Origin of the sequence: Spirosoma aureum (assembly GCF_011604685.1) — a bacterium.
GTDB lineage: Bacteria > Bacteroidota > Bacteroidia > Cytophagales > Spirosomataceae > Spirosoma > Spirosoma aureum.
The window spans coordinates 8,185,088-8,211,070 of record NZ_CP050063.1; the positions used below are offsets into that span (position 1 = coordinate 8,185,088).

A 25,983-nucleotide genomic window follows, 5' to 3' on the forward strand; every position below is an offset into this window, starting at 1 on the left:
TGAGCGAATGAGTGAGTGACCGGATGGCTTTCGCCCTTTCACTCAATCACTCTTTAAACGGGAATATCCAGCACAACCTTCGTTCCCAAGGGTTCACCATCGGGAGCCACCAGGTCAACTACCTGCGTCTGAGTCTGGATGTTATACAGTTGGTTAAGCATCCGAATGCGATCGGCCGTTACCTGCATACCAAATGACTTATGCAGGCCCGCTGACTTACTTTTCAGTGCCTTGGCCCGTTCCCGGCCAATTCCATCATCGGTAATTTCGATGTGCAACAAGCGGTCTTCCGATTGGTGGACATCGACCTGCACGAAGCCTCCTTCAGGCTTGTGCATCAACCCATGCCAGATGGCATTTTCCACGTATGGCTGCAAGAGTAAAGGCGGAATCTGTACATATTGCTGGTCAATTTCGGGCGATACGTGAATCATGAACTGCACTTTCTGTTTGAAGCGCATGGCTTCCAGCTCGATATAAAGTTGCAAGGCTTCCAGCTCATTCTGAAGCGTAACCCGCTCCGAACGGGAGTTTTCCAGGACTAACCGAATCAGCCGAGCGAACTTGGTCAGATAGTCGGAAGCTTTGTCGGCTTTGTTCTGGAGCGTATACAATTTGATCGAATTAAGGCAATTGAAGATGAAGTGCGGATTCATCTGTGCCCGCAGGGTCGTCATCTCGGTGTCAGCTAGTTTTTGCTCAAACTCGGTTTCGAGTTGGCGGATGTTCTGCGCTTCGAGTTGGCGATTCTGCCGATTGGCTCGATACAGAAAAAAAGCGACCAGTAGGGCAACAGCCAATAGGACCAGCAATGCATACAATCGCAGTTTATTCTGGTAAGCCAATTCAGCCGCTTCTAATCGTCGTTGGGTAGCGGCTTCCCGCTCCCGATCCTCATAGGCGGCTTTTTCCACTTGTCTTACTTTTTCCTGGTTGTTGAGACTGTCTCTGGTAGCCGATGCCAGGAGATGGTAATGGAGCGCTTCGGCTGGGTTTGACGTTTTATATAGCTCAAAAAGTAAGGAAGCCGTTTGGATAATGTAGATGGTTTCATTACGTTCCAGCTGAATGTCCAGTGATTTTTTGGCGTAATACCGGGCCGAATCGAGCTGCTGTCGATCCCGAAAAATCATGGCCAGACCTTGATACGCTTGCCCATTGGGTTTGCTGACTGCGGCCTTAATCGCTCGTCGGAAATAGCGTATAGCCAGATCAGGTTGCTTCTTTTTATAATACACCTTCCCAAACTGAACGTCATATATACTACTGAGTGAGCTGAAGGGGATATTGTTTTTTTGTTCCTGATAGTAGCCTTTTTTCAGGTAGAATAAGGCGGAGTCCAATATGTTCCAATTTGCGTAAAATTGTCCCAGTACTCTCGATATGGGCACGATTCTTTCGGGTATCTGGGCTTTTTCGACCATTTGTCTACCCATCGTATAATAATACTGGGCTTGATGAAAATCGAATTTGTTGTAGGCATAGGCCAAAAAGAGGATAGCGCCCAACTGCCCTTGTTTGTCATTTTGCTTTTCAGCAAGCAGTTTGGTCTCCATCAGAATCGGGATGGCCTTATAGTAATCCAATTCGACCATCGTGAACCCAAGGGCATTCCCACATAGGATAGTTCCTCTGTTGAAGTGAATCTGTTTTGCCAGATCGAAGCCCCGTTGACCGTAGTCGATCGAAGCCTTTTTAGAAGGCGCATTCCTCATCAATTGCTCATAAATCAGTACGCGCATGGTATCGCTTTTGGCCTGAGCAAGCTCCCGGTGCAGGCTGTCATGGTCTCTAACCCGGAGATCCGATTGTGCCGAGAGTGGATAGGTACAAAACGAGAGAAAAAGCCAGAATAGACCGTATTTCATGCGGAGTCAGGAATGCAATTGTTAGACAAGTTACTGATAAACAGTATTACTATTCATCTCATACAGGACGAATAGCCTTCTCTTTCGCGTAAGTGGTCACTTTTTTTGAGTAAGCAAATTCGTTGGCCGTTTAAAGGCCTTGTTCAAAAATTTCGGCGACTTACGCGAAATTCTTCACTACTAATCCTGTCGCATTTTCGGAGACTAATAACCCCTGTTACGTTTGAACCAGTCAATCGGCCAGTAACGACAACCTGGTTGATTAGTTCACAAAACCCAGTTCCACTTTATCATGAAAAAGGTACTCATTTCGCTGATCACCCTTGGTTTTACGCTAATGGTATCCATTGCCAAAACGTCCGCTACATCTTCCGACCGCATCGGCCAGCCAAATCCGTATTACCAACGTACCCGATCCGATTCAAGCCAGGGTTATTGGAAACTATATACAGATTACAACACCAGGTCAACCCGCGTTAGCTTTTATTCGGGTCATGATGTGCTGCTTTACCAGGAAAAGATTAAAGATCGGTATATCAAACTATCGAAACGAACCATTCGTCAGTTTGACAACCTGCTGAGCCGATTAGTAGATCGTAATCTGGTTAGCAGTCGGGTGAAATCGTACGACATTCTCAACAGTAACCAGTGGAATGCAATTCCACAACGAATCCCGTCATCCTTCACGGAGGAGGCCATCCTTCCGGTTCCAGCAACCTCAATGATGACAACTATCAATCTGGAGGTTGTTAGCGGTAGCCAGGTAAAACTCTCGTATATAAATCCTGCCAGTGAGCGACTACTGATAACCCTGGCTAACGATTCCTTTCAGTTTTTTTATAAAAAACAGAGTAAGATAAAAGAATACGCCGGACTCTTAAACGTAAGCCATCTGCCCACTGGAATGTATCGTCTCGAAGTTGATGGCGAGAAGAAGATTGCCCAATATCAGTTGATTATCGACCAGGATAAGCGAAGTATTAAGGTGAATACGCTTCGGAATCAGTTCAATCCATAAGCCACTAAACGATAACCCAAATTCTCAACTCATTTCACAAAACCAATCTCCATTATCTCATGAAAACGCTACTTCTTTCGCTCGTTTTAATTGGGTCAGCATTAACTAACTCAGTTGCTCAATCAGACGAAGCCGCTATTAAAAACAGCATCGAGGCCGAAAAAATAGCATCCGACGCGGCTGATTACAAAACGTATAAGAGTTACTGGGCCAACGTTCCTTACGCATCTTTTTTAATTTTTGGCGAGCAGGTCTATGGCGATTCACTCTGGCAGCTAATGGATAAGGTTTGGGCTACTCGAAAGCCAGCCAAAGTCAATACGATACGCACCCATTGGAACATTCGCATGAAGGGCGAAGCGGCCTATGTCACCTTCAGTCAGCGCGCCGAAAACCAGGAGACTAAAGTTATTTTAGAAAGCGCTGAAGCTCGCTACCTGGAAAAAATAGCTGGCCAATGGAAAATTGTCAGCGTGGTCGCCATGTTCAAACCGTCGAGATGAGTGGCAATCAACCACATTAATCGTAATATTCACTAAACCAATCAACTCCGATGGAACGTAGAAATTTACTGGCTAGCCGTATTCACTTTATAACAGACTTTGCTTACTAGTCTCATTTAACGCTCATTTATAAGCCGAAAGAGGTTTTATGTGACCGTTTCTCGAATAGGGCCATTTAAATGACGGAACCTGGCTCCAATCGTACTACACCTCTCATTAACTATCGAGAAACTAATCGGGGAACTGTCCACTCCTCCGTACTGGGGCGTAAAGGTCACTCGTCTCAGACCTGGACTGACCACCTCACAGCTTACCGTCGAAACACCTACGATGGTAAAGCCAGCGGGCGTAGAAGGCATCGGATTGACCGTCAGTTGGAAGCTACTGCTCACCTGTAAGTCTCCCGGATCGAGCGCCGTGACCTGAACACTGCTCACGCCCGTCATAGACAGCGCGCCACTGATCAAACTGCCATTGACCGAGAGTCCACTGGTAAACCCGTATATCCATGAAGGTAGATCATCATTTTATATGAGTTGCCGTTTTTTTTCAGCGACTCGAAAGCAACACTATAAACTGGCTTTTTAATGACGAGCTGATACTCTCATTTAACCCTGGTTTTATTAATTGGTATGTCCTTCAAACTGCATCAGGGATTTAACTACAACCATCAGGAATTTGAACACACAGTTCTGTACAGGAGCGATGAACTTTGCGTCATAAAACTTTAGGTATGGAACAAATGAAAAAAGTGGCATTAGGCACTCAGGGATTGCAGGTGCCACCAATAGGTTTAGGCTGCATGGGCATGACGGGGTTTGCCGGCAACGACATGTATGGGAAAGCGGATGAAGCTGAAGCCATCGCAACGATTCACCGCTCGTTTGAGTTAGGGGGCAATTGGCTCGATACAGCTGATTTATACGGCCCTTTCGACAATGAAAAACTGATTGCTAAAGCTGTTGGCAACAGCCGGGACAAGTACATTCTGGCTACAAAATTTGGTTGGGAGATTGATGATTCAGACAACATTACCTGGACAATCAACGGCAAGCCTGAGTATGTAAGAAAAGCCGTCGAGCGATCGCTTAAAAATCTGAAAACTGATTACATTGATGTATATTACCTGCATCGCCTTGATAAAAGAACGCCCATAGAAGAAACAGTTGGTACCATGGCGGACTTAGTTTACGAAGGGAAAGTGCGGTATCTGGGTTTGTCAGAAATGTCGGCAGAAACCGTGCGCAAGGCCAATGCAGTGCACCCGATTACGGCCCTGCAATCCGAATATTCGTTATTTGAACGATCAGTAGAAGCCCGTGGCATTATTAAAGAAGTACGGGAAATGGGAATTGGTTTTGTGGCCTATTCACCTTTGGGCAGAGGATTTTTATCGGGAGAGGTACGCACTATCGATGATTTGCCAGAAAATGATTTTCGTCGCCAAATGCCTCGTTTTCAACCGGCTTACTTCGCTAAAAACATAGAACTGCTTCAGGCAATCGAAGCCCTGGCGATCGAGAAAAACATTACCCCTTCGCAAATAGCACTAGCCTGGGCCATAAGAAAAGGAGCTTTGCCAATACCCGGAACAAAACGCAGGAACTATTTGGAGCAGAATATAGGGGCTGTGTCTGTTGAGTTGACCGACTTTGACATGGAAAAGCTTGAAAATATTGTTCCACTGGGTATAGATACAGGAAATGCTTATGATGAATTTGGAATGGGCCTGATTGATTAACTTTAAATTGCCGATGAACGCAGATAGCTTTTGTTGTCTGCATTTATCGGCTGGAGGTTTTACTCCAGATCATTTCTACTTTCTTGTTATGAAGACCATCAAAACTATAACCGAGTTTCATCGGTTGTTGTCACTGCCGGAGCCACAGCATCCGTTGGTGAGTGTTACCCCATCGGAGTTGTGTAAATTTGAAGCTGATGGCCCTTGGTCCCAGTTTATTCACCAGTTTTACTGCATTGCCCTGAAACGGGATGTGAAGGGCAAAATCAAATACGGGCAACAGACGTATGACTATGATAAAGGCGTGATGAGTTTTACTGCCCCCCGGCAAGTGCAGTCGCTGGATGTACAAACCCTGGAATGCGGTAGCGGTTTGCTGTTGGTATTTCACCCGGATCTACTGCTCAAACATCCGTTGGCAACAACCATTACACATTACGGTTTCTTTTCGTATGCCGTCAACGAAGCCCTTCATTTATCGCCCAGAGAGGAAGAGGATATAATTGCACTTTTCAAAACGATAGATCAGGAATGTCAGCATATTGATCGGCACACCCAGGACATCATTCTGTCGCAGATTGACCTTTTGCTTCACTATTCCAATCGTTTTTACGAACGGCAATTCATTACCCGCACGAACAGTAACAGCGATTTGCTGATAAAATTTCAAGCAATTGTCGATGCCTACTTCAATTCTGATCAACCGGAAGAAAAAGGCTTGCTTACCGTGCAGCAAGTAGCAGTCGCCATGCATCTGTCTCCTAATTATCTGAGCGATATGCTGCGCTCGCTTACAGGCCAAAATGCCCAACAACATATTCAGCTTAGATTGATCGAAAAAGCCAAGGAAATACTAGCTATTAGCCACTTAACAGTAGGGGAAATAGCGTATCAGTTAGGCTTCGAGCACCCTCAGTCATTTAGCAAGTTTTTTAAAGCGAAGACGAATCAGTCCCCTTTGGCGTTTAGGACTTCGTTTAATTAATGGAAGTGGGCAGAGCAGAATTGGAATCCTTGTCCAACGAATTCTCAAAATATGCTCGTTTTAGGGCTAATATACATGAATGCTTCTTCGTCTCCTGTAGGAGCGTTTAATGTGACCTTACACTCGCTTAACTCAACGCAGGTAATAGAATCTCCAGTTCAGTGCCTTCACCGTCCTGGCTTTCCACGGTGAGGCTTCCCCCATGCCCTTTGGTAATAATATCATAACTCAAACTTAGTCCTAAGCCTGTTCCTTCCCCCGTGGGCTTAGTCGTGAAAAATGGCTGAAAAATCTTAGCTTTAATGGAATCAGGAATACCCATGCCGTTATCTTTGATGCGGATTTGAACGCCCGATTCACTACGTTGCGTACTGAGACTGATAGTGGGTTGGTAATCTGCTGGTGCTGTTTTCTGCTTTTGCGAAACGGCATAAAAGGCGTTGTTGTAGAGGTTCAGCAACACCCGCCCGATCTCTTGAGGTACGACGTTTGCTACGGGTAGAGTCGAATCAAAGTGGGTAAGCAGCTCACAATTAAAGCGGTTATCTTTGGCCCGAAATCCCTGAAAAGCCAGTCTCAGATACTCATCGGCTAACGCATTTAGTTCGGTAGGCTGTCGTTCACCAGTAGAAGTGCGGCTATGCTCCAACATGCCCTTGACAATAGCCGAAGCCCGCCCTCCGTGCTGGCTGATTTTCTGGAGATTTTGAGTAAGATCGTCACTGATGACTTTGGCCTCATCAAGATCGCCCCGGTCGAGTTCATCTTTTAACTCACTCACCAGTTCGGTACTGACTTCGGAAAAGTTGTTGACAAAGTTGAGCGGATTTTGGATTTCGTGAGCGATACCCGCCGTTAACTCGCCTAAACTCGCCATTTTCTCGCGCTGGATGAGCTGGGTTTGGGTAGCACGCAGGTTTTCGAGCGAATGCTGAAGCTCGGTCGTGCGTTCAGCAACTCGTCTCTCCAACTCTTCCTGGGCGGCTTGTAAAGAAAGGGCCATCTTGTTCAGACTTTGTGCCAGCGAGCCGATCTCATCCCGACTTTGAACGGGCACACGTGCCTGAAGATCGCCATCTTCGATGCGTTGGACTGTCTCTACTAATAGTGCGAGTGGTTTAAGCAATCCGACTCGATAAAAGAGAATGAAGGCAACCAGCGTAAACAGGGCCGAACCGGGAATCAACCACGCAAATACACGGAGTTTTGGTTGCAATTCTTCATTGGTAACGCCCCAGTCATTCTCAGGTGATGTGGTTCCGTACAGCAGGAAAGGGAGTACTCCAAGCAGAATCAGAATGGTCGTAAGCGGCAGGGCGACCAGCTTCACCTGGAAGGTGGTTATCTCGCTGGCGTGCGTGACGTGGACCACCAAAACGCCCAGCAATAAAACCAGTTGGCTAATGTGATAGGTGAATGGTGAAACCACTTCGTTCAGGAGAAATGTCCATACCAGAAATCCAACCCAGAAGGCGATTAAAAGAGCGAATGCCCGCTGGGATTGAGCAGGCTGACCAACTGGCGTGCGCAGAGGATTCGTTTTACTTCCCAAAGAAACTTCCCAACGTTTGGAAACGATGAAAGACCTTCTTACTAATACAACAATGGTCCAGGCTTGTAATCCCATACTCGTATAATACAAACTCGCGAAGGAAAAATAGTTACGGATGGGCAGGCCAGCTGACATTCTGATAGCGATTAGGGCAGCCAATACGCATCCCCCAATGAGGATTACACTGATCGCTTCGCGCCGTAACGGGTAGTCTTGATAGGTATAAGCGCACCAAGCCCAGAAGAGTGTCCATATCGCAAATAAGACCGCATGACTCGCTCTGAAGTAGGCATATAGGGGTGGCCTACTGGTCGTCACGCCAATGTCAATCATGTAGATCAGCATGGCAAGACCGACATACCCCACCATCAGCCACGTGTCTCGGGTCTTTCCCCGTAGACTGAGGAAGTAAACCAGGATAAGAAAAGAGAGCGTGAACTCGGCCATTGCTGCGATGGTAACCGGATGAAGTCGGAACAATTCACTATCGAATAGAAAAGGAGGCATAGCTAGTAGTATTGGTTTAAGCCAGCAACGGCAAGCGTTCAATCATTTAGGTGAACTCTCCATCTTTTGTGTTTGCACTCTGCCCTTCAGCGTTGATATCATAACTCAATGAAAAGCCCAATCCTGTTCCTTCGCTGCTAGTTTAGTAGTAAAAAAAGGCTTTTGGCCTTTACTGATTCTGGAATGCCCATGCCGTTGGCTTTGACTCGAATTTCAACAACAGCTGCCTATCGGTGAGTATGGCTACCCGTGGAACCAACGACAGTAAAATGGGGCTAAATGATTTCACAAATCGGTGGGTGAGTAAAGAAGCAAAAGTCAGACAAACTCAGCAAATATACGAAGCTGATTACCAGCCTCATATACTCCTTTCCAGTCTGTCATAACCCTGACTTTCCTATGCGCTACCAGATCCGTAGTTGTGCTATAAGTAGTTTTGAAAATTGATAGGCTTGCCTGACAAAAACTTAGGCGTTCAACGTAACCGTGCATGCAGTACGCTGACCTTCCTGGCTGGCGATGGTGCCGGTATGCCATTTGGTAATAATATCGCAACTCATCGGGCCTAATCAATTTTCCTGGCTTGAAGTTCTACTTGGGGTTAGTGACCTGCGTCGGAACGCAGCCAAACGAACAGGTTATTATTTGTAATTACAGGTAACTTTTTCTCATATAATCCTCACCAAGATAACAGCTTTAGGTGGTCTGCTTCATAATTGGGTCTTTCGCCAGAAGATATACCGCAGTCTGGAATAAAAAGCGATTATTTTCCGTGCAGATTTAAAGAACCTGTGTATGATAGGCCCGACTTCAATGGCCACAGGCTGATTAAAAAAAGGAGTTTATAAACTCTTGAGATTTATTTTCATAAAACGCTACTTCACTGAGCTATCAGCGATTTAAGTAGCCTGATCTTACCCTGGATACTCCAGTCAAGAGTTGCATGTTATCTAGAATAATGCCTATATTTCCAGTCATTGCCCTTAATCCTTACTCACATGAATCGCAAAATTCTGATCGTTACCGGCGATGGTGGCGAAAGTTACGAAACCCTCTATGCCGTTCACCGCTTTCAGGAGGAAGGTGATACGCCTGTGATTGCCGCTCCAAGCAAACGCCGACTTAACCTGGTTATGCACGATTTTGAGCCCGGTTGGGATACCTATGTCGAGCGGCCCGGCTATTGTCTGGCCTCAGACCTGACCATACAGGATGTGGCTGTAGAGGATTACGATGCGATTTTATTGTTAGGTGGTCGCGCCCCCGAATACCTACGTAATCATGAATTACTACTGGAACTAGTACGGGAGTTTGATCGGCAGGGTAAATGGGTCTTTGCCATCTGCCACGGCATTCAGATCCTTGTAACGGCTGGTTTGGCGGCTAATCGAAACTTAACCGCCTACGAACATGTCAGAACTGAAATTGAAATGGGAGGTGGTAAGTATTCTACCCAACAAGCTGTTCGTGACAAAAACATTGTCACTGGGCAGACCTGGCAATCACACCCTGAATTCTATCGAGAAGTTTTTGCCTGTCTTAAAGAATCGGAACTGGTGGAAAAGTAGGTAAGTTTAAAGCAAACGCCCAGCATCACTACTGGGCGTTTGCTTTTGTTTCCAGCCATCACAATTCAGTGTCGTAATTTGTTTAAAAGGTGACCTATCCAGTATTGTTATTGACTAACACAAGTTATAAACTCTCCGAATCAATGAAGTAGTGGCATAGATTGCCATTGATGATCCGTTCTATTTTTCGGGGCTTTGCAAAAAAAACATGGCGTTTCACCGGCCAGATAACCCAAGATCGAAACAGTCCACTTTTGTGAATTTTCTGCAAAAATCGACTTTGTGAATTAACGGATACACTGATTAAAAAAGAGCAGAGTCTTTTCAATGTACGTTTGCCAGTAGTCCCAGGCATGGGCTCCGGCAAACTCCTCGTAGGTGTGATCAATGTGGTGAGCAATCAGCGATTCATGCAGACTCCGGTTGGCGTCCAGCAACGCATCATCTTTTCCACAGTCGAAGCGGAATGGTGGCAGCATCGCCTTGTTTTTCAGCAGCCAGTCCAGTACACTATCCTGCTCCAGTGCATCACGTTGCAAACTCGCAAAATCGGCCACAAAACTACGTAATTGATTAAAATGCGTAATGGATGACAAGCCACTGAAGCCCTGGAAAACCTGTGGATATTTAGCGCCCAGTCGCAAGGCGCCAAAGCCCCCCATCGATAAGCCAGTAATAAAAACAGGTGAAGACGTCGTAACGTCCGGAAATTGCTCCCGAACTACTTCGATGACATCCTCCACAATCCAGGTTTCATAATTGTCCTCTCGGTGAGGAACATAGCCTGACCCGTCCCCAAAAAGCCCATCGGAAGGCATCACCAGCACCATTGGCCTGAGTTGCCCCGCGTTGATAAGCGCTTGAGCCGTTTGATGCACGTTCCCCTGCGCCACCCAGGACCAATGGCTGCCATACACCCCATGTAGCAGAATGACTAGTGGAATACCCGATATATCTTTAGCCTGATTCGGGTAATAAACGGTCAGGTCGGCCCGTCGGTGCAAGGCGTTGCTTTTGACCGTGATAAAATACAGCTCCTCAAAAGCCGCGATTTTAGTAGTGAAGAAACGGCTCATGATTAGAAAACGATAACACCTTTGGCGTTGCGGCCCGCGTGCATATCCGCAAAAGCTTGAGGTAAGTCAGTTAGAGCATATGTGCGGGTAACCATCTGGTCGAGTAATAAATCGCCTTTGGCGTAGAGCTGCTGGAGAATCGGAAAGTCGATCTGGGGACGGCATTGTCCGTAAAGCGGGTTAATGTAGACCTTATCCCATTCAAACAAATTCATGTCGATGCTAATTTCCTGTTCGATACCACTGACCTGCACGGCCACGCCCGCGTTACGAACCATTGCCAGGGGAGCGGCTCCCAGGGCGGGAATGGCTGTACACTCAAAGGCGTAGTCGGCTCCACGTCCCTGTGTCATCGTTTTCACCTGCCCGGCAGCCTCCAAAAGGTTTCGGTCGGCTTTGTCAGCCAGCACTGTATCAGTGGCTCCGTAGAAACGGGCCATCTCCAGTCGGTCTGGGTTGACATCGACAGCGATAATTTTTCCGGCACCAGCAATGCGAGCTCCCTGAATAACGTTCAGGCCCACACCCCCGGTGCCCAATACCACCACCGACGAGCCGGCTTTGACCTTAGCGGCATTGACCACAGAACCATAACCGGTCATGACCCCACATCCCACAATGGCGGCTGAAGGAAAGGGCATGTCAACTTGTATGATGACACAGGCCGCTTCCCTTACTAGTGCGTATTCGCTCATGGTGCCCAGGCCAAAAGACCGTTCAATGGGTTGGTCGTTATACTGAGTAGACGAAAAAGTGGCGTGTCCCTGACTTACTTTATTACCGGCGGTAACGGCTGAATTTCGTTCGCAGATGTGCTGATTACCTTCCTGACACTGGAAGCATATGTAGCAAGGAATGGCCCAGTTAAGCATTACCGCATCGCCCTCCTTAAGGGCATTTACGGTAGGGCCGGTTTTGACGACGATTCCGGCACCTTCATGGCCCATCACTAAGGGTTTTGCCCAGGATTGAGAATCCCAGTCGGTATGGCAGATACCGGCGGCTTTGATTTGAACCAGCACTTCGTCGCCCCGAGGGTCGTCAATGGTGATGGATTGAATAGCGTGGTTCCCGTTTCCGTCGGTAATAGCCGCTTGACAATGAATCATATTTTTAACGTTTAACATTGCCTGAAGCCTTTTATTGTGCACCCTGAAACAGGAGAGGCTTAATTAAGCATTGCCTTTCGAAGCTTCCTGGGTGAGCTGGAGGCAGCCCAAACAATAAGAGCCCGAACTAGCCGTGGACTTGAATTTCATCTTGCTGGAAAGCCGTTCAAAAGTAAGGAAACAGGTTAAGAAATGGGTTGATTAAGGGCGAAGAAAGTGTTGCCGAACAGGACTCTAATGCATTTTTTTCATCAAACTCTTCTTAACGTCTCGACGGATCGATCAACCACAAAAAAAGCTCCCAATTACGATGAGAGCTTACTGCTTGAGAGGGAACCGACAAATCGTCCGACCACGCAAGCCAACTACTTTAATGATGTGGGGCAGAGGGGGGCGATTAATATGTATTAGATTCGTTCGCTCCGCAACGGCGGTCCGTCGGCGACCCGGTTCATGTTCTTTGTTGTTTATGAATGATGGCACAAAGATGAGAAGAGTCAGCTCAGCAGACAATTGAAAATTGGTCAAGCGTCGAATTCAGTCGATAAACCAATCAAAAATGGCCATAAGTGGCAAATCGATACGATTAAACTATTCTAAGGAATAGGGTGAGCAAAAAGGATTTTTATAGTATAAAATGAAGATTAGAGCTATTTAAGGAGAAAAAAAAAGAAAGCCAGACGACTTAGAAGTCACCTGGCTTTTGACTAGCTCTGTGTGCAGCACTACTCCCGCGTTTCAAGTGAGCGTAGGCTACTTTGAGCTAAATATATCTACAAAACTAAACTGGGGAGGAATTGTTTGACGAATTGGCTAATTTTTGCCCGTTTAGAAAATATAACAGTTTATTTTCCAGATTTATTCTTGATTAACTCTCTGAAGAGACTCTACAGTATGCCTGTTAACCTATAGCTAAGGCAACAAATCAGCCAATAAAATGGCTGTATTTCAGCCATTGATCGAGTAGCAACAGGTTTACGATTCACCAGCATCGACCTTGGCCTGAACTTTGGAAACAGCGTAAACCCGAACTTCTCAACAACCATGATTGTACCCGGCTGGATTTTATCCATTGGCCTTAGTGGCATCGGCCTTTATCTACTCATCCAGGGTGTTAAACATATCCAGAAAGCTGTTGACAGCCCTGTTTTGCTCAAACTACCCTTGACCCAGAAAAACGGACAGTTTGATCTTCCCCAGGCGGGTGCTTATTCGATCTGGCAATCCGGCAGAACCCTACAACGAGCGCCGGTGAAGCTATTGGCGCCAGCCATCTTTGATTTACAGACAGGCGAAAAGCTCATCGTGCATCCCACCTTTTCAACCGTGCGCATAAACAACGGTTGGGAGGGCCGCATCCAGCTCTTTACATTCTGGGCCAAAGCCGGGCAATACAGACTCGAGTTAACAATTGATGCATCCACATTGAATACAGAATCGCCTTACTTTCTTGAAATTAGGGCACGAAGGCCGGGCTATATCTTGGTTTTGGGCATTCTATTACTTCTTTTGGCGGCTTTCTGCCTGCTCACCGGGCTGGTTCTCCCCTTCCTTTAAAACATGGATGAGGATATTACCTTCTCCGGGCTTAGAGTCTCATTTCAGTTGAATAGTTGCATTGGACCCAATTTGGCCTTTTGCAACAGGCACGCCACTTATACAACAGGGTTTACGACTAATTATCATTACGTACGCTGTTGATTTTTATACGTTCTATCTTTGCAATTAGAACGTATTTACCATTCGCTACTATCGTGAAAATCAGTTTGCTATTTATTGGGCTACTTAATATCGTTTCACCAGTTTATGCCCAAATCGCGCAGTTGCAGACAAACATTGAACAAATCATTAAAAACAAGAAAGCAACTGTGGGCGTAAGTATCTACGAATCTGGTAGTCGACAGACGCTGATTATCAATGGAGATAAACACATGCCCATGCAGAGTGTATATAAGTTTCACCTTGCTTTAGCCGTGTTGAACGAAGTGGATAAGGGGCGACTCAAACTAAGCCAGAAGATGCACGTGAGAAAGAGCGATATAATTCCTGGTCTGCATAGTCCAATGGGAGAAGTCTATCCGAACGGCGAGGTAGATTTACCCTTGTCCGATATTATCCGATATATGGTCGCCGATAGTGACGGCAGCGCTTGCGACTACCTCTTCCGGCTACTGGGTGGACCCAAGCAGGTAGACGCCTTCATCCATCAGCTTGGTATTCGGGATGTGGCCATTCGGGATACGGAGGAAATGATGCAGGCCAATGGGAACTGGGACGTTCAGTACACGAATTGGACAACGCCTTCGGCGATGCTCCGTTTGCTGAAACTATTTTATCAGGGCAAAATTCTCTCAGCTAGTAGTCACGATTTTCTTTGGAAGGTTATGGTTGGGACAACAACGGGACAGGACCGACTCAAGAAATTGCTAACAGCAGGTACAGTAGTAGCCCACAAAACAGGAACATCAGGAACCAATAAAAATGGCCTAACGGGTGCCGTTAACGACGTGGGATACATCGTATTGCCAAACGGCAAATATTTAATTATTAGTGTGTTCGTAACGAACTCAACCGAAACTATACAAACGAATGAGCAGATCATCGCTGATATTGCTAAATCAGCTTACAATCATTTTGTTAGATCAAATTAATCTTTGCGGTATTAGGTTTTGCTCTTGGAGCGGATCCAAACTTCGATTCTTCCCTTTGTATTAAGTTAGTGGCTGTTACAAAAGTCGATTCTGATGCGGACTCGCTCTATGAACAGACAATTTTAGCCACGAAGGCGCGCAATCTATGGCAATAACTGCTCAGACCGGTTTGTTGGCTCCCGGCAAAAAAAGCGGATTAGCAACTGATCAATAAGAAAGCAATTAACCTTGGATCTCAATAACAGCTCGTAACAGCTGCGCACCTTATAATGTTGACACGGTGATGAGCGAAGGTAAACTATTAAAAAGAGGGGTAAATTAACAAGTCTGGCTATCGTTGCATTCATTGACAGGGCAGCCGCATCACTTCAAGAATTGAAGTTGGCGCCCGATTCCTTCCTAGTTTATACTTTGGTGAATCGCTTGATTGGACATTGACGTGTTTTTGCGAAACAACGATGGTGACACATTAACCTTTTTACGAAAAAACGTAGTGAATGCCGCCTGTCCCGAAAAACCAAGTCCGTCACTTATTTCGTTGATATTCCAGTCTGTCTGGACTAGCAGGGATTTTGCTTCGTGCAGCAGACGGTCTTGTATATGTTCCCTAAGCGTTTTCCCGGTGTGATTTTTAATGAGCGCATTCAGGTAGTTGGGGTGAACGTGAAGCTGGTCGGCAAATTCGGCGGCTGTTTTTAATTTTACCAGACTGTCACGCTGTTGCACCTGAAACGAAGATTCGAGTAGGGATAAAAACTGGTAAATGTAGCCATAGCTTTCAGACACAGGCATTTCGATCCTGTTTTTGCCTGCCCGTTTACTTTCCAGTAACAAAAGCTGTAATTGTAACAGGATGGCTTGCTTTTTATCGTCATCGTTTCCACGCTCTTCTTTTAACATTGCAGCGAAACATCCGTCGATCACCGAGGACTGAGAATCCTGCAACTGTATAACGGCCTTGTCAGCATGAAAGTAGGGATACTGTCTTAATAGCTGTAATACATGCTCGGAGTCGTGTCCAAAATAATCAGGATGGATCAGGCAGAAATGACCGCCGGTTTCCTCAGACGTGGTTTGCCAGGACATAATCTCGTCGGGATGCACAAAGGCAATTTCATCTGGACCCATTTCATAGCGATGAAGCCCGATGGTCAGGATGCCTGTACCGGAGGTCATGTGGAAGATCTTGTAAAATTTTCTGCGATGTGGTGAGATATAATCTTTAACCGGATAGTCGTCTCGATTCTCAATGATAAATTGGCCTGAACTAACCGGGTAATGCTCAACATTAAGTAAAGAGACCTTATACTCTTCTGCAGCGAATTTTTCGAGTTCGATCCTGGGTATACCAATGTTTTCCATCTCTACTATTCATATAGTGTAAATATAAGTGATCATTTTTTTAACCACGTAGAGCCCGCATTACAAATAATTCATTGATCGTTTACTTCAACTAACCACCAGGTTTAGCCTCGGTGGTTAGTAAGCACGATGCATTCTTAATAATCTGTTGATTTGCTAACGCTCTCAAACGCTTTCAAATCATTTTGCAGCATCTCTATCTTGCTGTTGGCCATGCCGAATGAATCAGAACCCAGAAACAGATGTAATGGCTTGGTTTCCATTTCGGCGACCTGGATAAATGCAACCGCAGCTTTTTCAGGGTCTCCTGGTTGGTTGCCAATGATTTGCTCGTTGTGCACTTTTTCAAGTTCGCGCGCTTCCTTGTAGTCGGCAATCGGATGGGCTGCGGTGCGCATTGAGCCTTTGAGCAAAAAATTTGTTTTGAAATAACCCGGGTATACAATGGTCGCAGAGATCCCCATTGAGTTTGTTTCGGCTGACAATGCCTCTGTTAAGCCAGCAACCGCAAACTTGGTAGCATTATAAATACCCCAGCCCGGAAAGGTGCCCATGAAGCCAGCAATGGAAGATATATTGAAAAACGCGCCAGCATTCTTTTGACGAAATAGCGGCATCACATTACGGATCACGTTCAATGTTCCGAACAGGTTTACATCAAAGTTCTCGTGGGCTTCTTCGTCACTTAGTTCTTCGAGGGTACCCAATTGACCATAACCGGCATTGTTTACTACGACATCAATTGTGCCAAATTTGCTTACAATCTGCCCCACAGCCGCCCCGACCGCACTGTCGTTTTTCAAATCAACTTGAAGCGGGAGAAAAAGCTCACTGCTGAAACCCACTTCGTTTTGTAGGGTCTGTGCATTTCGTGAAGTAGCTGCAACTTTATACCCTTCATTCAAAAGGCGTTTAACCAATGCTAGCCCTAGTCCCTTTGAGGCTCCAGTAACGAACCATACTTTTTTGGTTTCCATGATTTTCTTTGTTTTTGTATGATACAAAGGTGGCGTGGTCAAGGAAACCGGAGTTTGTTCAGAGGAAAGCAGTATTTATTAGTTTCAAAGATTCCTCGAATTTGATGCGGGTGCGGTGCGCTTAGCACTTTGCTTATACAGATTTTCCTCGTTAGACCAGATGCGGCTCATGGACAAAAGCTTACGCCGGAAGCTGTATGCCCCTATAAACAGGGAAAAGTCAGTGAAATGAGAGTAGGTAAAGTAACCGTACAGGTTGCGGTGTGTTGATAACGCTATTAGTATAGTTGGCCGCTTTGTCAATCCACTGACGAGATCCTGGTGGGCTACTGCTTTTGAAGAAACAGGCGAAATCGCTCCACCTCGGCCTCGAATTCGCAGTCAAAATTCAGGTCGGTCGATACATCTTTTTTAAATCCGGGTTCAACGATCAGGTTTCCCTTCTGATTCGAGATTGTAACCCACCCGATTATGTCGTCTCGCCAAAGCATCGGCATCGCATAATAGCCCAGTTGCCGTTTGGCAGCTGGCGTATAAGCCTCAAATCGATAAGACCAATTCCAAAAATGCTCAAATCGTTTTCGATCCCAAACGAGCGGATCGAAAGGAGCCAGAAAGCGTACAGTCTCATTTTGGCTGGTATCAATCCGATCAGAAGCAGGCCAGACATACCGAACATGATCGACTACGGTATAGGCTAACTCGTTGGTTTCGATAAGCTGTGCAACAATGGATCGTCGTCCCTCCAGCGTCGGCGCGGCATGGGCTAGATGCTGTACAACTGCGCGTAGGCTGCGATCCGACAAAGGGCCAAGAATGGATGCAATCAATAAGACAAGCTGGCGTAAGCGTTCGTCGGGGGTTACTGGCTCGTGCTGCCGGGCGGCCAGTTCATACAAACGAATTCCACTCTGCCGCTCGGCTACGCGTAGGAAACCGTGATAGTGCAGCGATTGCAAGGTTCGGGTTGTCGCTTTCGAAAAGCCTCCCCAGTCATTACGCTCACGTCCTGCGCCGAGGTAAGCTTCCAGTTCGCGCGGATGAATCCGTTTGTAGTTAGCGACGATCGCCAGCACGCGTTGTTCATCCAGACTGAGTTCTCTTTCGCGCCGAGGGTGCAGCAGTCGCCACGTCGACTGAGGCATAAAGCCATAGGCATAGAGAAAATCCTCTTCTAAATCCAGAGCTGGATAATGCTGTTCAAGATTGCCAGCTCTGTAATCCTCCACGCGGTGACGCAGGATAAGATCCTGAGCTCGCGCTGGCGACCGGATCGGATCAGCCTGGACAAAGCCAAGTCGCTCAACGGCCTGACTAAGCGAAGCAGGTTTGAAAAGCGATACCGATATGGCGTGCTGCCGCAAGTCTTTCAGCGTCGATTCCATAACCTGGCGGATGTTATTCGAAGTGGATTGTTTGCAAAACTACCTGTTTCCAGAATAAAAGCTGATTTTTAGTACTAAGCAGGGCATGTGAAGAGAGTGCACGTAGCCCAAAGATGACCGAAATCGGATCAGTCAGGACTAAATCTGTTGTAGGGAGGGTACTCAGTCTTTAATGGCTCATAACCAGACTGGAAGCGTCGAGACAATTGAAAGCTGAAAACCTTCCCTATTTCTGGCCGACTCAAACCCGCAAAAACGTCTTCTTCTTGTACAGAAAATAAAGAAACACCCACTTGACGGCTAAAAAGGCCAAAACACCTCCAACGGTCTGGACAACTTCCGAGGAAGACAGTTTGAGTAATCCGCCAAAGAAAAAGTGAGCGGCATATTCGAAGTCAATGAACTCGCCAGCCAGATAAATCAGGATGGAGTTCATGCCGATGATGGTAAAGAAAAACGTCCACCCTTTGATGTCTTTTACGTCGATAATCCAGTAAAATACAGCCAGTAACGTCAGACTCAGGCCACCGGTAACCAGCATAAACGAACTGGTCCAGAGGTTTTTGTTGATGGGGAAATTGAAATTCCATAGCCAGCCGAGCAGGACAAAAAGCGCTCCTGCACCAAGCAGCTGCACTGCTTTCTGATTACCCGTTTTACCCGGAGTGCGCAGGAATGTACCGGCAAAAATGCCAAGCAGCGCATTGCCGATTGCCGGAATTGTCGAAAACAACCCCTCCGGATCATGGATCGTTTTGTACAAATGACCGGGTACTACCTGGCGGTCGATGTAACTGGCGAGATTGCATTCCATCGTTAGTACACCCGCTCCGCAACCCGGCACCGGTATCAGCATCATAGCAGCCCAGTAACCCAGCAGGATTCCCGCAAACCAGATGTATTGCGTGCGCGGTCGGGTATACAGGTAAATCAATTGGGCAAACATGCCTGCCAGGCCAATACGCCCCAGAACGCTCGGGAAACGGGTATCTTCAAAGGCTTTGACAAACAGACCATTGTTGTAAATGACACCAAGCACAACCAGAATAAGCCCCCGGATGATAATCTTGCGGGCAATCTGCGCTTTATCAGCGCCCTTATCCAGCCGCGATCCTATCGAAAAAGGAGTTGAAACGCCCGCCATAAATACAAACAGCGGAAAAATCAGGTCATAGGCCCGAAAGCCATTCCAGTCGGGGTGGGTAAACTGGTCGGCAAGGAGAACAGCCCACGCCCAGCCGGTGGTTTTGGCCAGTGCATGAAAGACTTCTTCACCGCCCATGATCCAGAACATATCGAAACCCCGTAGCGTATCGAGCGATAAGAGCCGTTTAACGGGCGCGGGCTGGGCAATGGCTGGTTCTGGCGAACTTGAGATACTTGTTTGCATAGAGTTGGGCAAAAAAAGTAGGAGAGCTTGGCAAATTAATCTTTTTTCGCCTGTTTCCGGGCCTTGTATTCCTGAAAACGGTTACGATATTCCTCCATTTCCTGAGGTTTGAACCGTTTCTGATACTCTGCCGGTAGTTCGAGTCGTTCGGGAGCCAGCACAGGTGCCTGATCGACGAGTGTATTATGGCCTTTATTGCTTTTTATCAAGTCAAACGAATCATATTTCTCGCCCGTTACGGTATAGGATTGATACGATAACTTATCGCCATCAATCGAGATGGTTTGATACAGTTGTGTGTTTGACCCCGCCCGATCCATCCAGTTCTGTAGACCAATATCATACATTTTAGGGCCACTCACCGATACCACATAAATAGGTCCATCGGGATGTTTGCGGCTCTTTCCCAACGGCATGTTCAAACCTCTGCCATAGGTATGATCATGCCCCTGTAACACCAGATCGACACCGTATTTTTTGTAGATCGGCTCCATCTTCACGCGCCATTCGTCGTTATCACGACCCTGTTTTGTCGAATAGATCGGGTGATGGTGAACAACTACCGTCCAGCGATTGGGGTTATTGCTCAACACCTGCACGAGCCAGTCAGCCTGCACAGTCAGTACGATTGAGTCAAGCAGCGCGGCCTGTGAATTTAGCGAAACAAAGCGTGTTCCCTGATAATCAAAAAAGTAGGCAGTTTCCTCCAATCCTTTCGGCCCATTTTCGGGCAGCACAAACGAGGGACGCCAGTGTCTGGATACGCGTGATTTCCCCTGTTCATCCTTAAAATATTCGTGGTTGCCCGGCGTCGCCAGTGTTGGCACCATCCCGTTGATCCAGCCACCCGCTTCGAACCACTCGGCCCATTGCCAATCGGCGTTGGATGTTGTGATCAAATCGCCCGCATGAATCATCAGATTCACGGTTGGCAACGTTGAGTAAGCTCCGCGAATGGCCCGCGACCAAAGCGAACGAATATCGTTCTGGGCATCCCCGAAATACAGAAACGAAAACGGGGCCGACCGATCCTGCGCAGTTTTAAACTGAAACCACTCGCTCCAGTACGTACCATTGCCAACGCGATAACTGTATTTAGTGTCTGGTTTCAGATTGTTAAAATGAACCGCATGATAAAAAACTGTTTTTCCATCGAGCACAACCCGTTCCGTTATGGCCGGAACAATGGCAGCCTTACTGACAAAATCGGGCGATGGGTCGGCTTCAGCAATGGCCCCCACAGCGTTATTAACGGTCGAGTCGGTACGCCAGTTGACCGATTGCGACGTAGCCGGATTTCCCTGCCAGCCCAGAATAAGCCGGTCAGGATAGACCGTAGGCAGATAATCTTTGTGAATTTGTGCCCAGGACGAAGCAACGGTCAATACAAGGATAAAAGTCAGAAAATTACGTATCATGAAACGATGCTCTATTGAGCTTATTTAGAGGGCGCGCGTTAGGTAACGATTTCTGTCATCCCGGCCTTTGGAGGAAAAATCTGGAATAAACGCTATTTCACCATTTTGGTAGCCAACGTCCGGTACACCTTTAGCACATGATCCGTTTGAATAACATCGATACCGAATTGGGCCGCTTTAGCATATTGACTGGGTAAATCATAAAAATCCAATAGATCAGAAAATACTTTAATTTTCTGATGATGGATTTGCCCCACCAGCGATTCACTAAGGGCAGGCCAGCTCACATCAAAAGCATATGGATGAAGTTTGCTTATTTTGTCGGCCATTGCATCTGCATTTTTCAGCCCAGGCATCAGCTTCGCGGTTGGTGCTACTTTTTGTAAAGCCAATAATTTTTCGTCAGAACCGTAAAAAACGGCATCGTTCAACAAGCCATATTTCGTCAGAATTTCTACTAAAGGCTCCGGTGCAACGTCTTTGCAATCGACGTACAGGTTTGTTTTCGACGGATGGTGAGCGTTCCAGTCGGCAAGCAATTCTCCGACCTCATCCAACGTTGGAATCTGTTCCTTCTGAAATTGATTGTCATATCCTTTAGCCGCTGATAGTTTTTTCAGTTCTGCCAGCGCCTGGTCTTTTACCGGGCCAGCACCCGTCGTCGTTCTGTTCAGTGTACCATCATGCAAAATGACCAGCTGGCCGTCTTTCGTTGTTCGAACATCTATCTCAATATAATCGACCTGCATTTGCAAAACTGCCCGAAAGGTAGCCAGCGTATTTTCAGGCGCTATTTCCGATGAGCCTCGATGCGCCGAAATACCTATTTTGTTCTGCGCTGCCAATACCGTACGGTAATAGGCAACTGAATCGGGCGATTGTCCGTAAGCTGCATTTTGAACAATCAGGCACCAGATTATGAAGCTACTTCTCAGATTTTTCAAAGCTCGATTCATTTATGCAGAGCGTTTTTTAAATTAGGTTTTGCCCGCCAATCGGCCTCCAGACCGAATCGCGTATGAATCGCATTGCCTGGCTTTTCATTGGCCGGGTAGTTATAGACCAGTCGATTTGTTACGAGGAACAATACGCCCGAAATTGCTACCGCCAGGGCCGCTCTCATCCAGGCTTGCCGGTAAAACAAGCCAAAAGATTCCGGCAGATGAATAGCGAACTCTTCCCGTTCGCGCGGTACCGTCAATACAAGCAGCGTCGCCAGGATAGCATTGACCGTAATGACCCACTCTGTCAACAAACGTTGGGGGCTCCAGTCGACTAAGGCGCGTTCAAAATTCCCAACGACCATCAGCCAGAGCAATACCAGGAAAATCAGTTGCCCTCTACCCAGCCAGGACATTGGAATAATGGATAGTGGTTCTCTGGCATGCCGCCTTATAAGCAGGATAAATACGAGAAGCAGCAAAAGCCAGGTTACGTTAAACCACCCTGTTGGCGTCATATGCAGGAAGTCGATTCCCGGCAATCGGCCAAAATAAGGTACGTCCCATAAAGCGGCTGATGTTTCCTGATGATCAACTACCCGCGTCCATACGGCTGGATTCAACTGTTTTCCCCATTCCTCTACGTTCTTGACCAGGTTAACATACGGAATAGCCAGCCAGACAAAAACGGTTGCGACACCCAGTGTCCATTTCCGGCCGGTTGACGCCGATTCATGCTGGTCGACATGTACCGGAATTCGGGTCGCCAGAAAGCCCAGCGCCACAACGATAGCTACACCGTTGACGAATCCATAACTCTGTTCCAGAAAGCTATGCCAGTTTTGGTGCTGCCAGTCGGCCCAATTGTCGGTAATGGTTTTAAATTCATCGGTTTCGGGCAAGAATCCTTTCCCGCTAAGAATCCGTGGATTGCCAGGAATCATCAGCAGTTGTTTTACCCATTGAATTCCCGAAAAGCCCAGCCCACCAATCGTGCCACTGAGTATTGACGCCACCGCAACCGGGAGCAGCTTATTCTGCCGGAACCAAAGCACTGCCCCGATAAAAACACCGGTAATACCTGCCCAATCGTCGCTGCGGGGTGGTGTCATTCGGAGGCCGCCAGCGTTGGCAAAAAAAACACTGCCCAACACCGGAAAGGCTAAAAAAAAGAGCAACCAGCCAACGGCCATGTACACAATAAGCGAGGCCCCATCGCGAAACTTGCCAAAACGTCTGAAATAGACCACCAAGCCAATCAGCAAACCAAGAATCCAGCCGATATGCTGCGGATAATCGCCAAACCATTGAGGCCAGTTATTGAGAAAATTATGCGGATCAAACGCCACTGTTCCCGTTTCGGGATTTATGTAGGTCGGGTCGCCCAGCGGATACGTGAGGGACGACGCCAGTTTTTGATCCAGCCCAAACACCTTCAAAAGAGACTGAATTCCCCAGCCCAATACGGCGCCCATTGCTCCGAAAATGGGTAAATACAACCGATTTTTTTCGTTTCGATCGACTAAGTCATACAAGGCCATTGCCAGCAAAGCGAACAGGGCGGCCAGATAATCGGCATCGAGCCAGTAGAGCGGGCTTTTGTGCCGCGACCACGTATGATCGAAAACAATACCCGATTGAATCCAGTCGACAACAGGATCTTCGATCAAATCCTGAATAAACCAAACGCCAAACAGAACGAGAATCGGCTTGAACAGTTGAATCAGACGTTTCTGGTCGGCCACGGCCGCTAGTGCGGTTCCGGCTCCACCAAGAGCCGCCCATAAAAACCCGATGTAAAACAGGCCGACATAACCGTACCATTGCGAGAGGCCATGCCCACTTTGGGTGTAGGAGATGACCTGCATGTAGGAAATAGAGCCGCCAAAGCCCCAGCCGATAGCCCCGAAAAAAGCAAAGTAAAGGACACGGGCTCGCCAGTCGGCCCGGCCAGACAACAAGGCAATCACGATAGCCGCCAGACAGCCTGCAAAAGCAGCTCCGTATTCATGCCCGAAATTACCCCGGATTCCCCAACCGATCGACAGGGCCAGACCGCACAGCAGTACCGAATTAAATCGCCGGATAGGTGATTGAATAGTTGTAGAAAGGACCATCGACTTGCATTAAATAATCAGTGAAGTAGCCTGCTCCGGCTTCTGGTCATCACCAACGGCTTCTTTGATAATATGCAGGTCGTGACGAAGACGTTGACTAAACAAGGCGATGTCGAAACTATGCACCACGATATTGGCGCCCTCGTTTATCCACTTGATCTGCCGCTCGGGCTCCAGTGAAAAATGAATGCCGATGGCCAATCCCTTTTGGCGGGTTTTGTGAATAATGGTGCGTACGGCTGCTTCAAAATCAGGATGATCGTACTGCTCCGGCAGGCCCAGACTTACCGACAAATCATGAGGCCCGATAAACACGGCATCGAGACCCGGCACCGACAACAGCTCATCGAGCCGATTAAGGGCAGGCACACTTTCGATGTTGGCGATGCAGATATGATCGGCATTATAGGCCGTGATGTACGCTTCCATTTCTGCCGACAACGTTTCTTTACCACTTAGAACATTCATCAATCGTTCACCTTTTAGTGGTCGGTATTTGGTAGCGCCCACCAATTCCCGTACCTGCTCTACGGATTCGAGATAGGGAGCCACTACCCCAAGCGCTCCACCATCAATGACCTGACAGGCCCGAAAGGGATCGGGGCTCGGTATCCTGACAATGGGCGTAATGCCGTAAGTCCGAAATTGCTGGCACAGCCTGGCCAGTTCTGCCCGATCCAGCGGAATGTGTTCGGTATCTAAAAAAACGAAGTCGAGACCGACCTGATTGACAGCTTTCGGCCACATCGGTGCTGTCGACGTAATACAGGTTCCGTAGACGTTTTGACCGTTTTTAAGCTTTTGGAGGAGGCTCGGGCTGGTTGAACCATTCATTTGACTAGCGATTACAGACTAGTCATACTACTGTTTTCAGATCGATTCAGGCTACTGGTGTTGCGAATTTTTCCAATCAATCGATAGCCTGAACAAGCATTAACGTAGTACTATATCCTGAAGTGTTGTTATTTCTTATGGATGCTTAGTTGCATGCAGGGCGCATTACAGCTGTGATCTTCCCCAACATGAACAGCACTTGTTGGCTATGGTCCGGCGTTCCCATTCACTCTTTTGTTCTTTTATTTTTAAATGAAACCCATTGTTCAAATTTCACTGGATCTCACCAACATCGACGAAGCGCTCGAAACGGCCGAATTAGCGATGCGGGCGGGTGTCGACTGGCTGGAAGCTGGCACTCCTTTGATCCTGGCCGAAGGTCTGCATGGCGTACGCAAATTACGCGAAGCCTTCCCGAATGTACCCATTGTAGCCGACCTCAAAACGATGGATGGTGGCTATCTCGAAGCCGAAATGATGGCCAAAGCCGGTGCTACGCACGTGGTGGTTATGGCACGGGCTCACGCCGAAACGATTCAGTGCGTGGTGAAAGCCGGGCATGATTTTGGCGTTAAAGTCATGGGCGACAACATGGTATGTCCAGATATGATTGAAGGAGCCAGATGGCTCGAAGACCTGGGCTGCGATTACGTTATTCATCACATCGGTTACGACGAGCGACGGGGCATTGCCGCGCGGGGCCACCGGATGCCCAGCCCGCTGGATCAGCTTCGCGAGGTTGTCCAGGCCGTTCGGATACCTGTCCAGGCCGTCGGCGGACTTAGTTTGGAACAGGCTATCCGCTGTCCGGAATATGGTGCCCCGCTGGTTGTACTCGGTGCTCCACTGACCATTGATGCGGATGCGTTCAAAACCGCTGACGGCAATCTGGAAGCATCGTTGCGGTTAATCTGTCAAAAAATTCACGCTTATGGCGATGTGCCAATGGCAAACTGATTGCGTATTACTCCTCATTTTCTT

21 protein-coding genes are annotated in these 25,983 nt (G+C 47.4%); 8 read left to right on the top strand and 13 right to left on the bottom strand.

Translation table 11 applies throughout. The features are described from left to right. Positions 1-53 precede the first annotated feature (53 nt). A complete protein-coding gene (locus G8759_RS32755) occupies positions 54-1,868 on the bottom strand; it encodes a tetratricopeptide repeat-containing sensor histidine kinase (protein WP_167217557.1) in 1,815 nt (604 codons plus the stop codon). Positions 1,869-2,160: 292 nt separating this feature from the next. On the opposite strand from G8759_RS32755, the gene G8759_RS32760 reads away from it, so the two are divergent. Continuing rightward, complete coding sequence (locus G8759_RS32760) at positions 2,161-2,886, top strand: hypothetical protein (protein ID WP_167217559.1); 726 nt, start codon at positions 2,161-2,163, stop codon at positions 2,884-2,886. 59 nt (positions 2,887-2,945) lie between these two features. Beyond that, on the top strand, positions 2,946-3,389 hold the full coding sequence (locus G8759_RS32765) for a hypothetical protein (RefSeq protein ID WP_167217561.1): 444 nt from the start codon (positions 2,946-2,948) through the stop codon (positions 3,387-3,389). Positions 3,390-3,535: 146 nt separating this feature from the next. Here G8759_RS32765 and G8759_RS32770 read toward each other — a convergent pair whose 3' ends face one another. Next, positions 3,536-3,835: a hypothetical protein gene (locus G8759_RS32770; RefSeq protein WP_167217563.1), complete on the bottom strand. Its 300-nt coding sequence runs from the start codon at positions 3,833-3,835 to the stop codon at positions 3,536-3,538. A 287-nt stretch (positions 3,836-4,122) separates the two neighbouring features. On the opposite strand from G8759_RS32770, the gene G8759_RS32775 reads away from it, so the two are divergent. Together G8759_RS32775 and G8759_RS32780 are read left to right on the top strand one after the other, a co-directional pair. Continuing rightward, entirely contained in the window at positions 4,123-5,130 is a 1,008-nt protein-coding gene (locus G8759_RS32775) for an aldo/keto reductase (protein ID WP_167217565.1), read from the top strand. Between the two features lie 88 nt (positions 5,131-5,218). Continuing rightward, positions 5,219-6,115, top strand: a complete 897-nt coding sequence (locus G8759_RS32780) for a helix-turn-helix domain-containing protein (protein ID WP_167217567.1) — start codon at positions 5,219-5,221, stop codon at positions 6,113-6,115. A gap of 127 nt (positions 6,116-6,242) precedes the next feature. Here the strand turns inward: G8759_RS32780 and G8759_RS32785 are convergent, their stop codons facing one another. Continuing rightward, positions 6,243-8,174, bottom strand: coding sequence for a sensor histidine kinase (locus tag G8759_RS32785; RefSeq protein WP_167217569.1), 1,932 nt, complete (start codon positions 8,172-8,174; stop codon positions 6,243-6,245). A 998-nt stretch (positions 8,175-9,172) separates the two neighbouring features. Between G8759_RS32785 and G8759_RS32790 the strand changes: the two genes are divergently transcribed. After that, on the top strand, positions 9,173-9,742 hold the full coding sequence (locus G8759_RS32790) for a DJ-1/PfpI family protein (RefSeq protein ID WP_167217571.1): 570 nt from the start codon (positions 9,173-9,175) through the stop codon (positions 9,740-9,742). A 287-nt stretch (positions 9,743-10,029) separates the two neighbouring features. Here the strand turns inward: G8759_RS32790 and G8759_RS32795 are convergent, their stop codons facing one another. Continuing rightward, entirely contained in the window at positions 10,030-10,818 is a 789-nt protein-coding gene (locus G8759_RS32795) for an alpha/beta hydrolase (RefSeq protein ID WP_167217573.1), read from the bottom strand. Between the two features lie 2 nt (positions 10,819-10,820). Continuing rightward, the gene (locus G8759_RS32800) at positions 10,821-11,927 is read right to left on the bottom strand and encodes an alcohol dehydrogenase catalytic domain-containing protein (protein ID WP_197933063.1); all 1,107 of its coding nucleotides are present in this window, start codon (positions 11,925-11,927) and stop codon (positions 10,821-10,823) included. Between the two features lie 1,044 nt (positions 11,928-12,971). Here G8759_RS32800 and G8759_RS32805 point away from each other — a divergent pair. Next, complete coding sequence (locus G8759_RS32805; protein ID WP_167217575.1) at positions 12,972-13,484, top strand: hypothetical protein; 513 nt, start codon at positions 12,972-12,974, stop codon at positions 13,482-13,484. Between the two features lie 197 nt (positions 13,485-13,681). Then, positions 13,682-14,578, top strand: coding sequence for a class A beta-lactamase, subclass A2 (gene bla, locus G8759_RS32810; protein ID WP_197933064.1), 897 nt, complete (start codon positions 13,682-13,684; stop codon positions 14,576-14,578). 399 nt (positions 14,579-14,977) lie between these two features. Here the strand turns inward: bla and G8759_RS32815 are convergent, their stop codons facing one another. The 8 genes from G8759_RS32815 to G8759_RS32850 all read right to left on the bottom strand — a co-directional run bounded on the left by G8759_RS32815 (position 14,978) and on the right by G8759_RS32850 (position 25,002). After that, a complete protein-coding gene (locus G8759_RS32815; RefSeq protein ID WP_232074044.1) occupies positions 14,978-15,754 on the bottom strand; it encodes a helix-turn-helix domain-containing protein in 777 nt (258 codons plus the stop codon). Positions 15,755-16,077: 323 nt separating this feature from the next. Then, on the bottom strand, positions 16,078-16,917 hold the full coding sequence (locus tag G8759_RS32820) for an SDR family NAD(P)-dependent oxidoreductase (protein ID WP_167217579.1): 840 nt from the start codon (positions 16,915-16,917) through the stop codon (positions 16,078-16,080). Positions 16,918-17,243: 326 nt separating this feature from the next. Then, complete coding sequence (locus tag G8759_RS32825; protein ID WP_167217581.1) at positions 17,244-18,302, bottom strand: DNA glycosylase AlkZ-like family protein; 1,059 nt, start codon at positions 18,300-18,302, stop codon at positions 17,244-17,246. A 241-nt stretch (positions 18,303-18,543) separates the two neighbouring features. Further along, a complete protein-coding gene (locus G8759_RS32830; protein ID WP_167217583.1) occupies positions 18,544-19,692 on the bottom strand; it encodes an acyltransferase family protein in 1,149 nt (382 codons plus the stop codon). A gap of 35 nt (positions 19,693-19,727) precedes the next feature. After that, positions 19,728-21,110 carry a purple acid phosphatase family protein gene (locus tag G8759_RS32835; protein WP_167217585.1) on the bottom strand — a complete coding sequence of 461 codons (1,383 nt, stop codon included), beginning with the start codon at positions 21,108-21,110 and terminating at the stop codon, positions 19,728-19,730. A gap of 92 nt (positions 21,111-21,202) precedes the next feature. Then, positions 21,203-22,066 (bottom strand): glycerophosphodiester phosphodiesterase family protein, encoded by an 864-nt coding sequence (locus tag G8759_RS32840; protein ID WP_167217587.1) that lies wholly within the window; start codon positions 22,064-22,066, stop codon positions 21,203-21,205. Next, positions 22,063-24,168 (bottom strand): hypothetical protein, encoded by a 2,106-nt coding sequence (locus G8759_RS32845; protein ID WP_167217589.1) that lies wholly within the window; start codon positions 24,166-24,168, stop codon positions 22,063-22,065. Before G8759_RS32845 ends, G8759_RS32840 begins: the two co-directional genes overlap by 4 nt. 9 nt (positions 24,169-24,177) lie before the next feature. After that, positions 24,178-25,002 carry an HpcH/HpaI aldolase family protein gene (locus G8759_RS32850; protein ID WP_167217591.1) on the bottom strand — a complete coding sequence of 275 codons (825 nt, stop codon included), beginning with the start codon at positions 25,000-25,002 and terminating at the stop codon, positions 24,178-24,180. Between the two features lie 252 nt (positions 25,003-25,254). Here G8759_RS32850 and G8759_RS32855 point away from each other — a divergent pair, with 252 nt between their 5' ends. Then, complete coding sequence (locus G8759_RS32855) at positions 25,255-25,959, top strand: orotidine 5'-phosphate decarboxylase / HUMPS family protein (protein WP_167217593.1); 705 nt, start codon at positions 25,255-25,257, stop codon at positions 25,957-25,959. Positions 25,960-25,983: the final 24 nt, after the last annotated feature.

Bases quoted from the DNA above. Each gene is read 5' to 3' on its own strand.
- G8759_RS32755 (WP_167217557.1), bottom strand. From the start codon at position 1,868: ATGAAATACGGTCTATTCTGGCTTTTTCTCTCGTTTTGTACCTATCCA.
- G8759_RS32835 (WP_167217585.1), bottom strand. From the start codon at position 21,110: ATGATACGTAATTTTCTGACTTTTATCCTTGTATTGACCGTTGCTTCG.
- G8759_RS32805 (WP_167217575.1), top strand. From the start codon at position 12,972: ATGATTGTACCCGGCTGGATTTTATCCATTGGCCTTAGTGGCATCGGC.
- G8759_RS32775 (WP_167217565.1), top strand. From the start codon at position 4,123: ATGGAACAAATGAAAAAAGTGGCATTAGGCACTCAGGGATTGCAGGTG.
- G8759_RS32840 (WP_167217587.1), bottom strand. From the start codon at position 22,066: ATGAATCGAGCTTTGAAAAATCTGAGAAGTAGCTTCATAATCTGGTGC.
- G8759_RS32780 (WP_167217567.1), top strand. From the start codon at position 5,219: ATGAAGACCATCAAAACTATAACCGAGTTTCATCGGTTGTTGTCACTG.
- G8759_RS32795 (WP_167217573.1), bottom strand. From the start codon at position 10,818: ATGAGCCGTTTCTTCACTACTAAAATCGCGGCTTTTGAGGAGCTGTAT.
- G8759_RS32820 (WP_167217579.1), bottom strand. From the start codon at position 16,917: ATGGAAACCAAAAAAGTATGGTTCGTTACTGGAGCCTCAAAGGGACTA.
- G8759_RS32830 (WP_167217583.1), bottom strand. From the start codon at position 19,692: ATGCAAACAAGTATCTCAAGTTCGCCAGAACCAGCCATTGCCCAGCCC.
- G8759_RS32850 (WP_167217591.1), bottom strand. From the start codon at position 25,002: ATGAATGGTTCAACCAGCCCGAGCCTCCTCCAAAAGCTTAAAAACGGT.
- G8759_RS32790 (WP_167217571.1), top strand. From the start codon at position 9,173: ATGAATCGCAAAATTCTGATCGTTACCGGCGATGGTGGCGAAAGTTAC.
- G8759_RS32800 (WP_197933063.1), bottom strand. From the start codon at position 11,927: ATGATTCATTGTCAAGCGGCTATTACCGACGGAAACGGGAACCACGCT.
- G8759_RS32785 (WP_167217569.1), bottom strand. From the start codon at position 8,174: ATGCCTCCTTTTCTATTCGATAGTGAATTGTTCCGACTTCATCCGGTT.
- G8759_RS32760 (WP_167217559.1), top strand. From the start codon at position 2,161: ATGAAAAAGGTACTCATTTCGCTGATCACCCTTGGTTTTACGCTAATG.
- G8759_RS32845 (WP_167217589.1), bottom strand. From the start codon at position 24,168: ATGGTCCTTTCTACAACTATTCAATCACCTATCCGGCGATTTAATTCG.
- G8759_RS32855 (WP_167217593.1), top strand. From the start codon at position 25,255: ATGAAACCCATTGTTCAAATTTCACTGGATCTCACCAACATCGACGAA.
- G8759_RS32770 (WP_167217563.1), bottom strand. From the start codon at position 3,835: ATGACGGGCGTGAGCAGTGTTCAGGTCACGGCGCTCGATCCGGGAGAC.
- G8759_RS32825 (WP_167217581.1), bottom strand. From the start codon at position 18,302: ATGGAATCGACGCTGAAAGACTTGCGGCAGCACGCCATATCGGTATCG.
- G8759_RS32765 (WP_167217561.1), top strand. From the start codon at position 2,946: ATGAAAACGCTACTTCTTTCGCTCGTTTTAATTGGGTCAGCATTAACT.
- G8759_RS32815 (WP_232074044.1), bottom strand. From the start codon at position 15,754: ATGACCTCCGGTACAGGCATCCTGACCATCGGGCTTCATCGCTATGAA.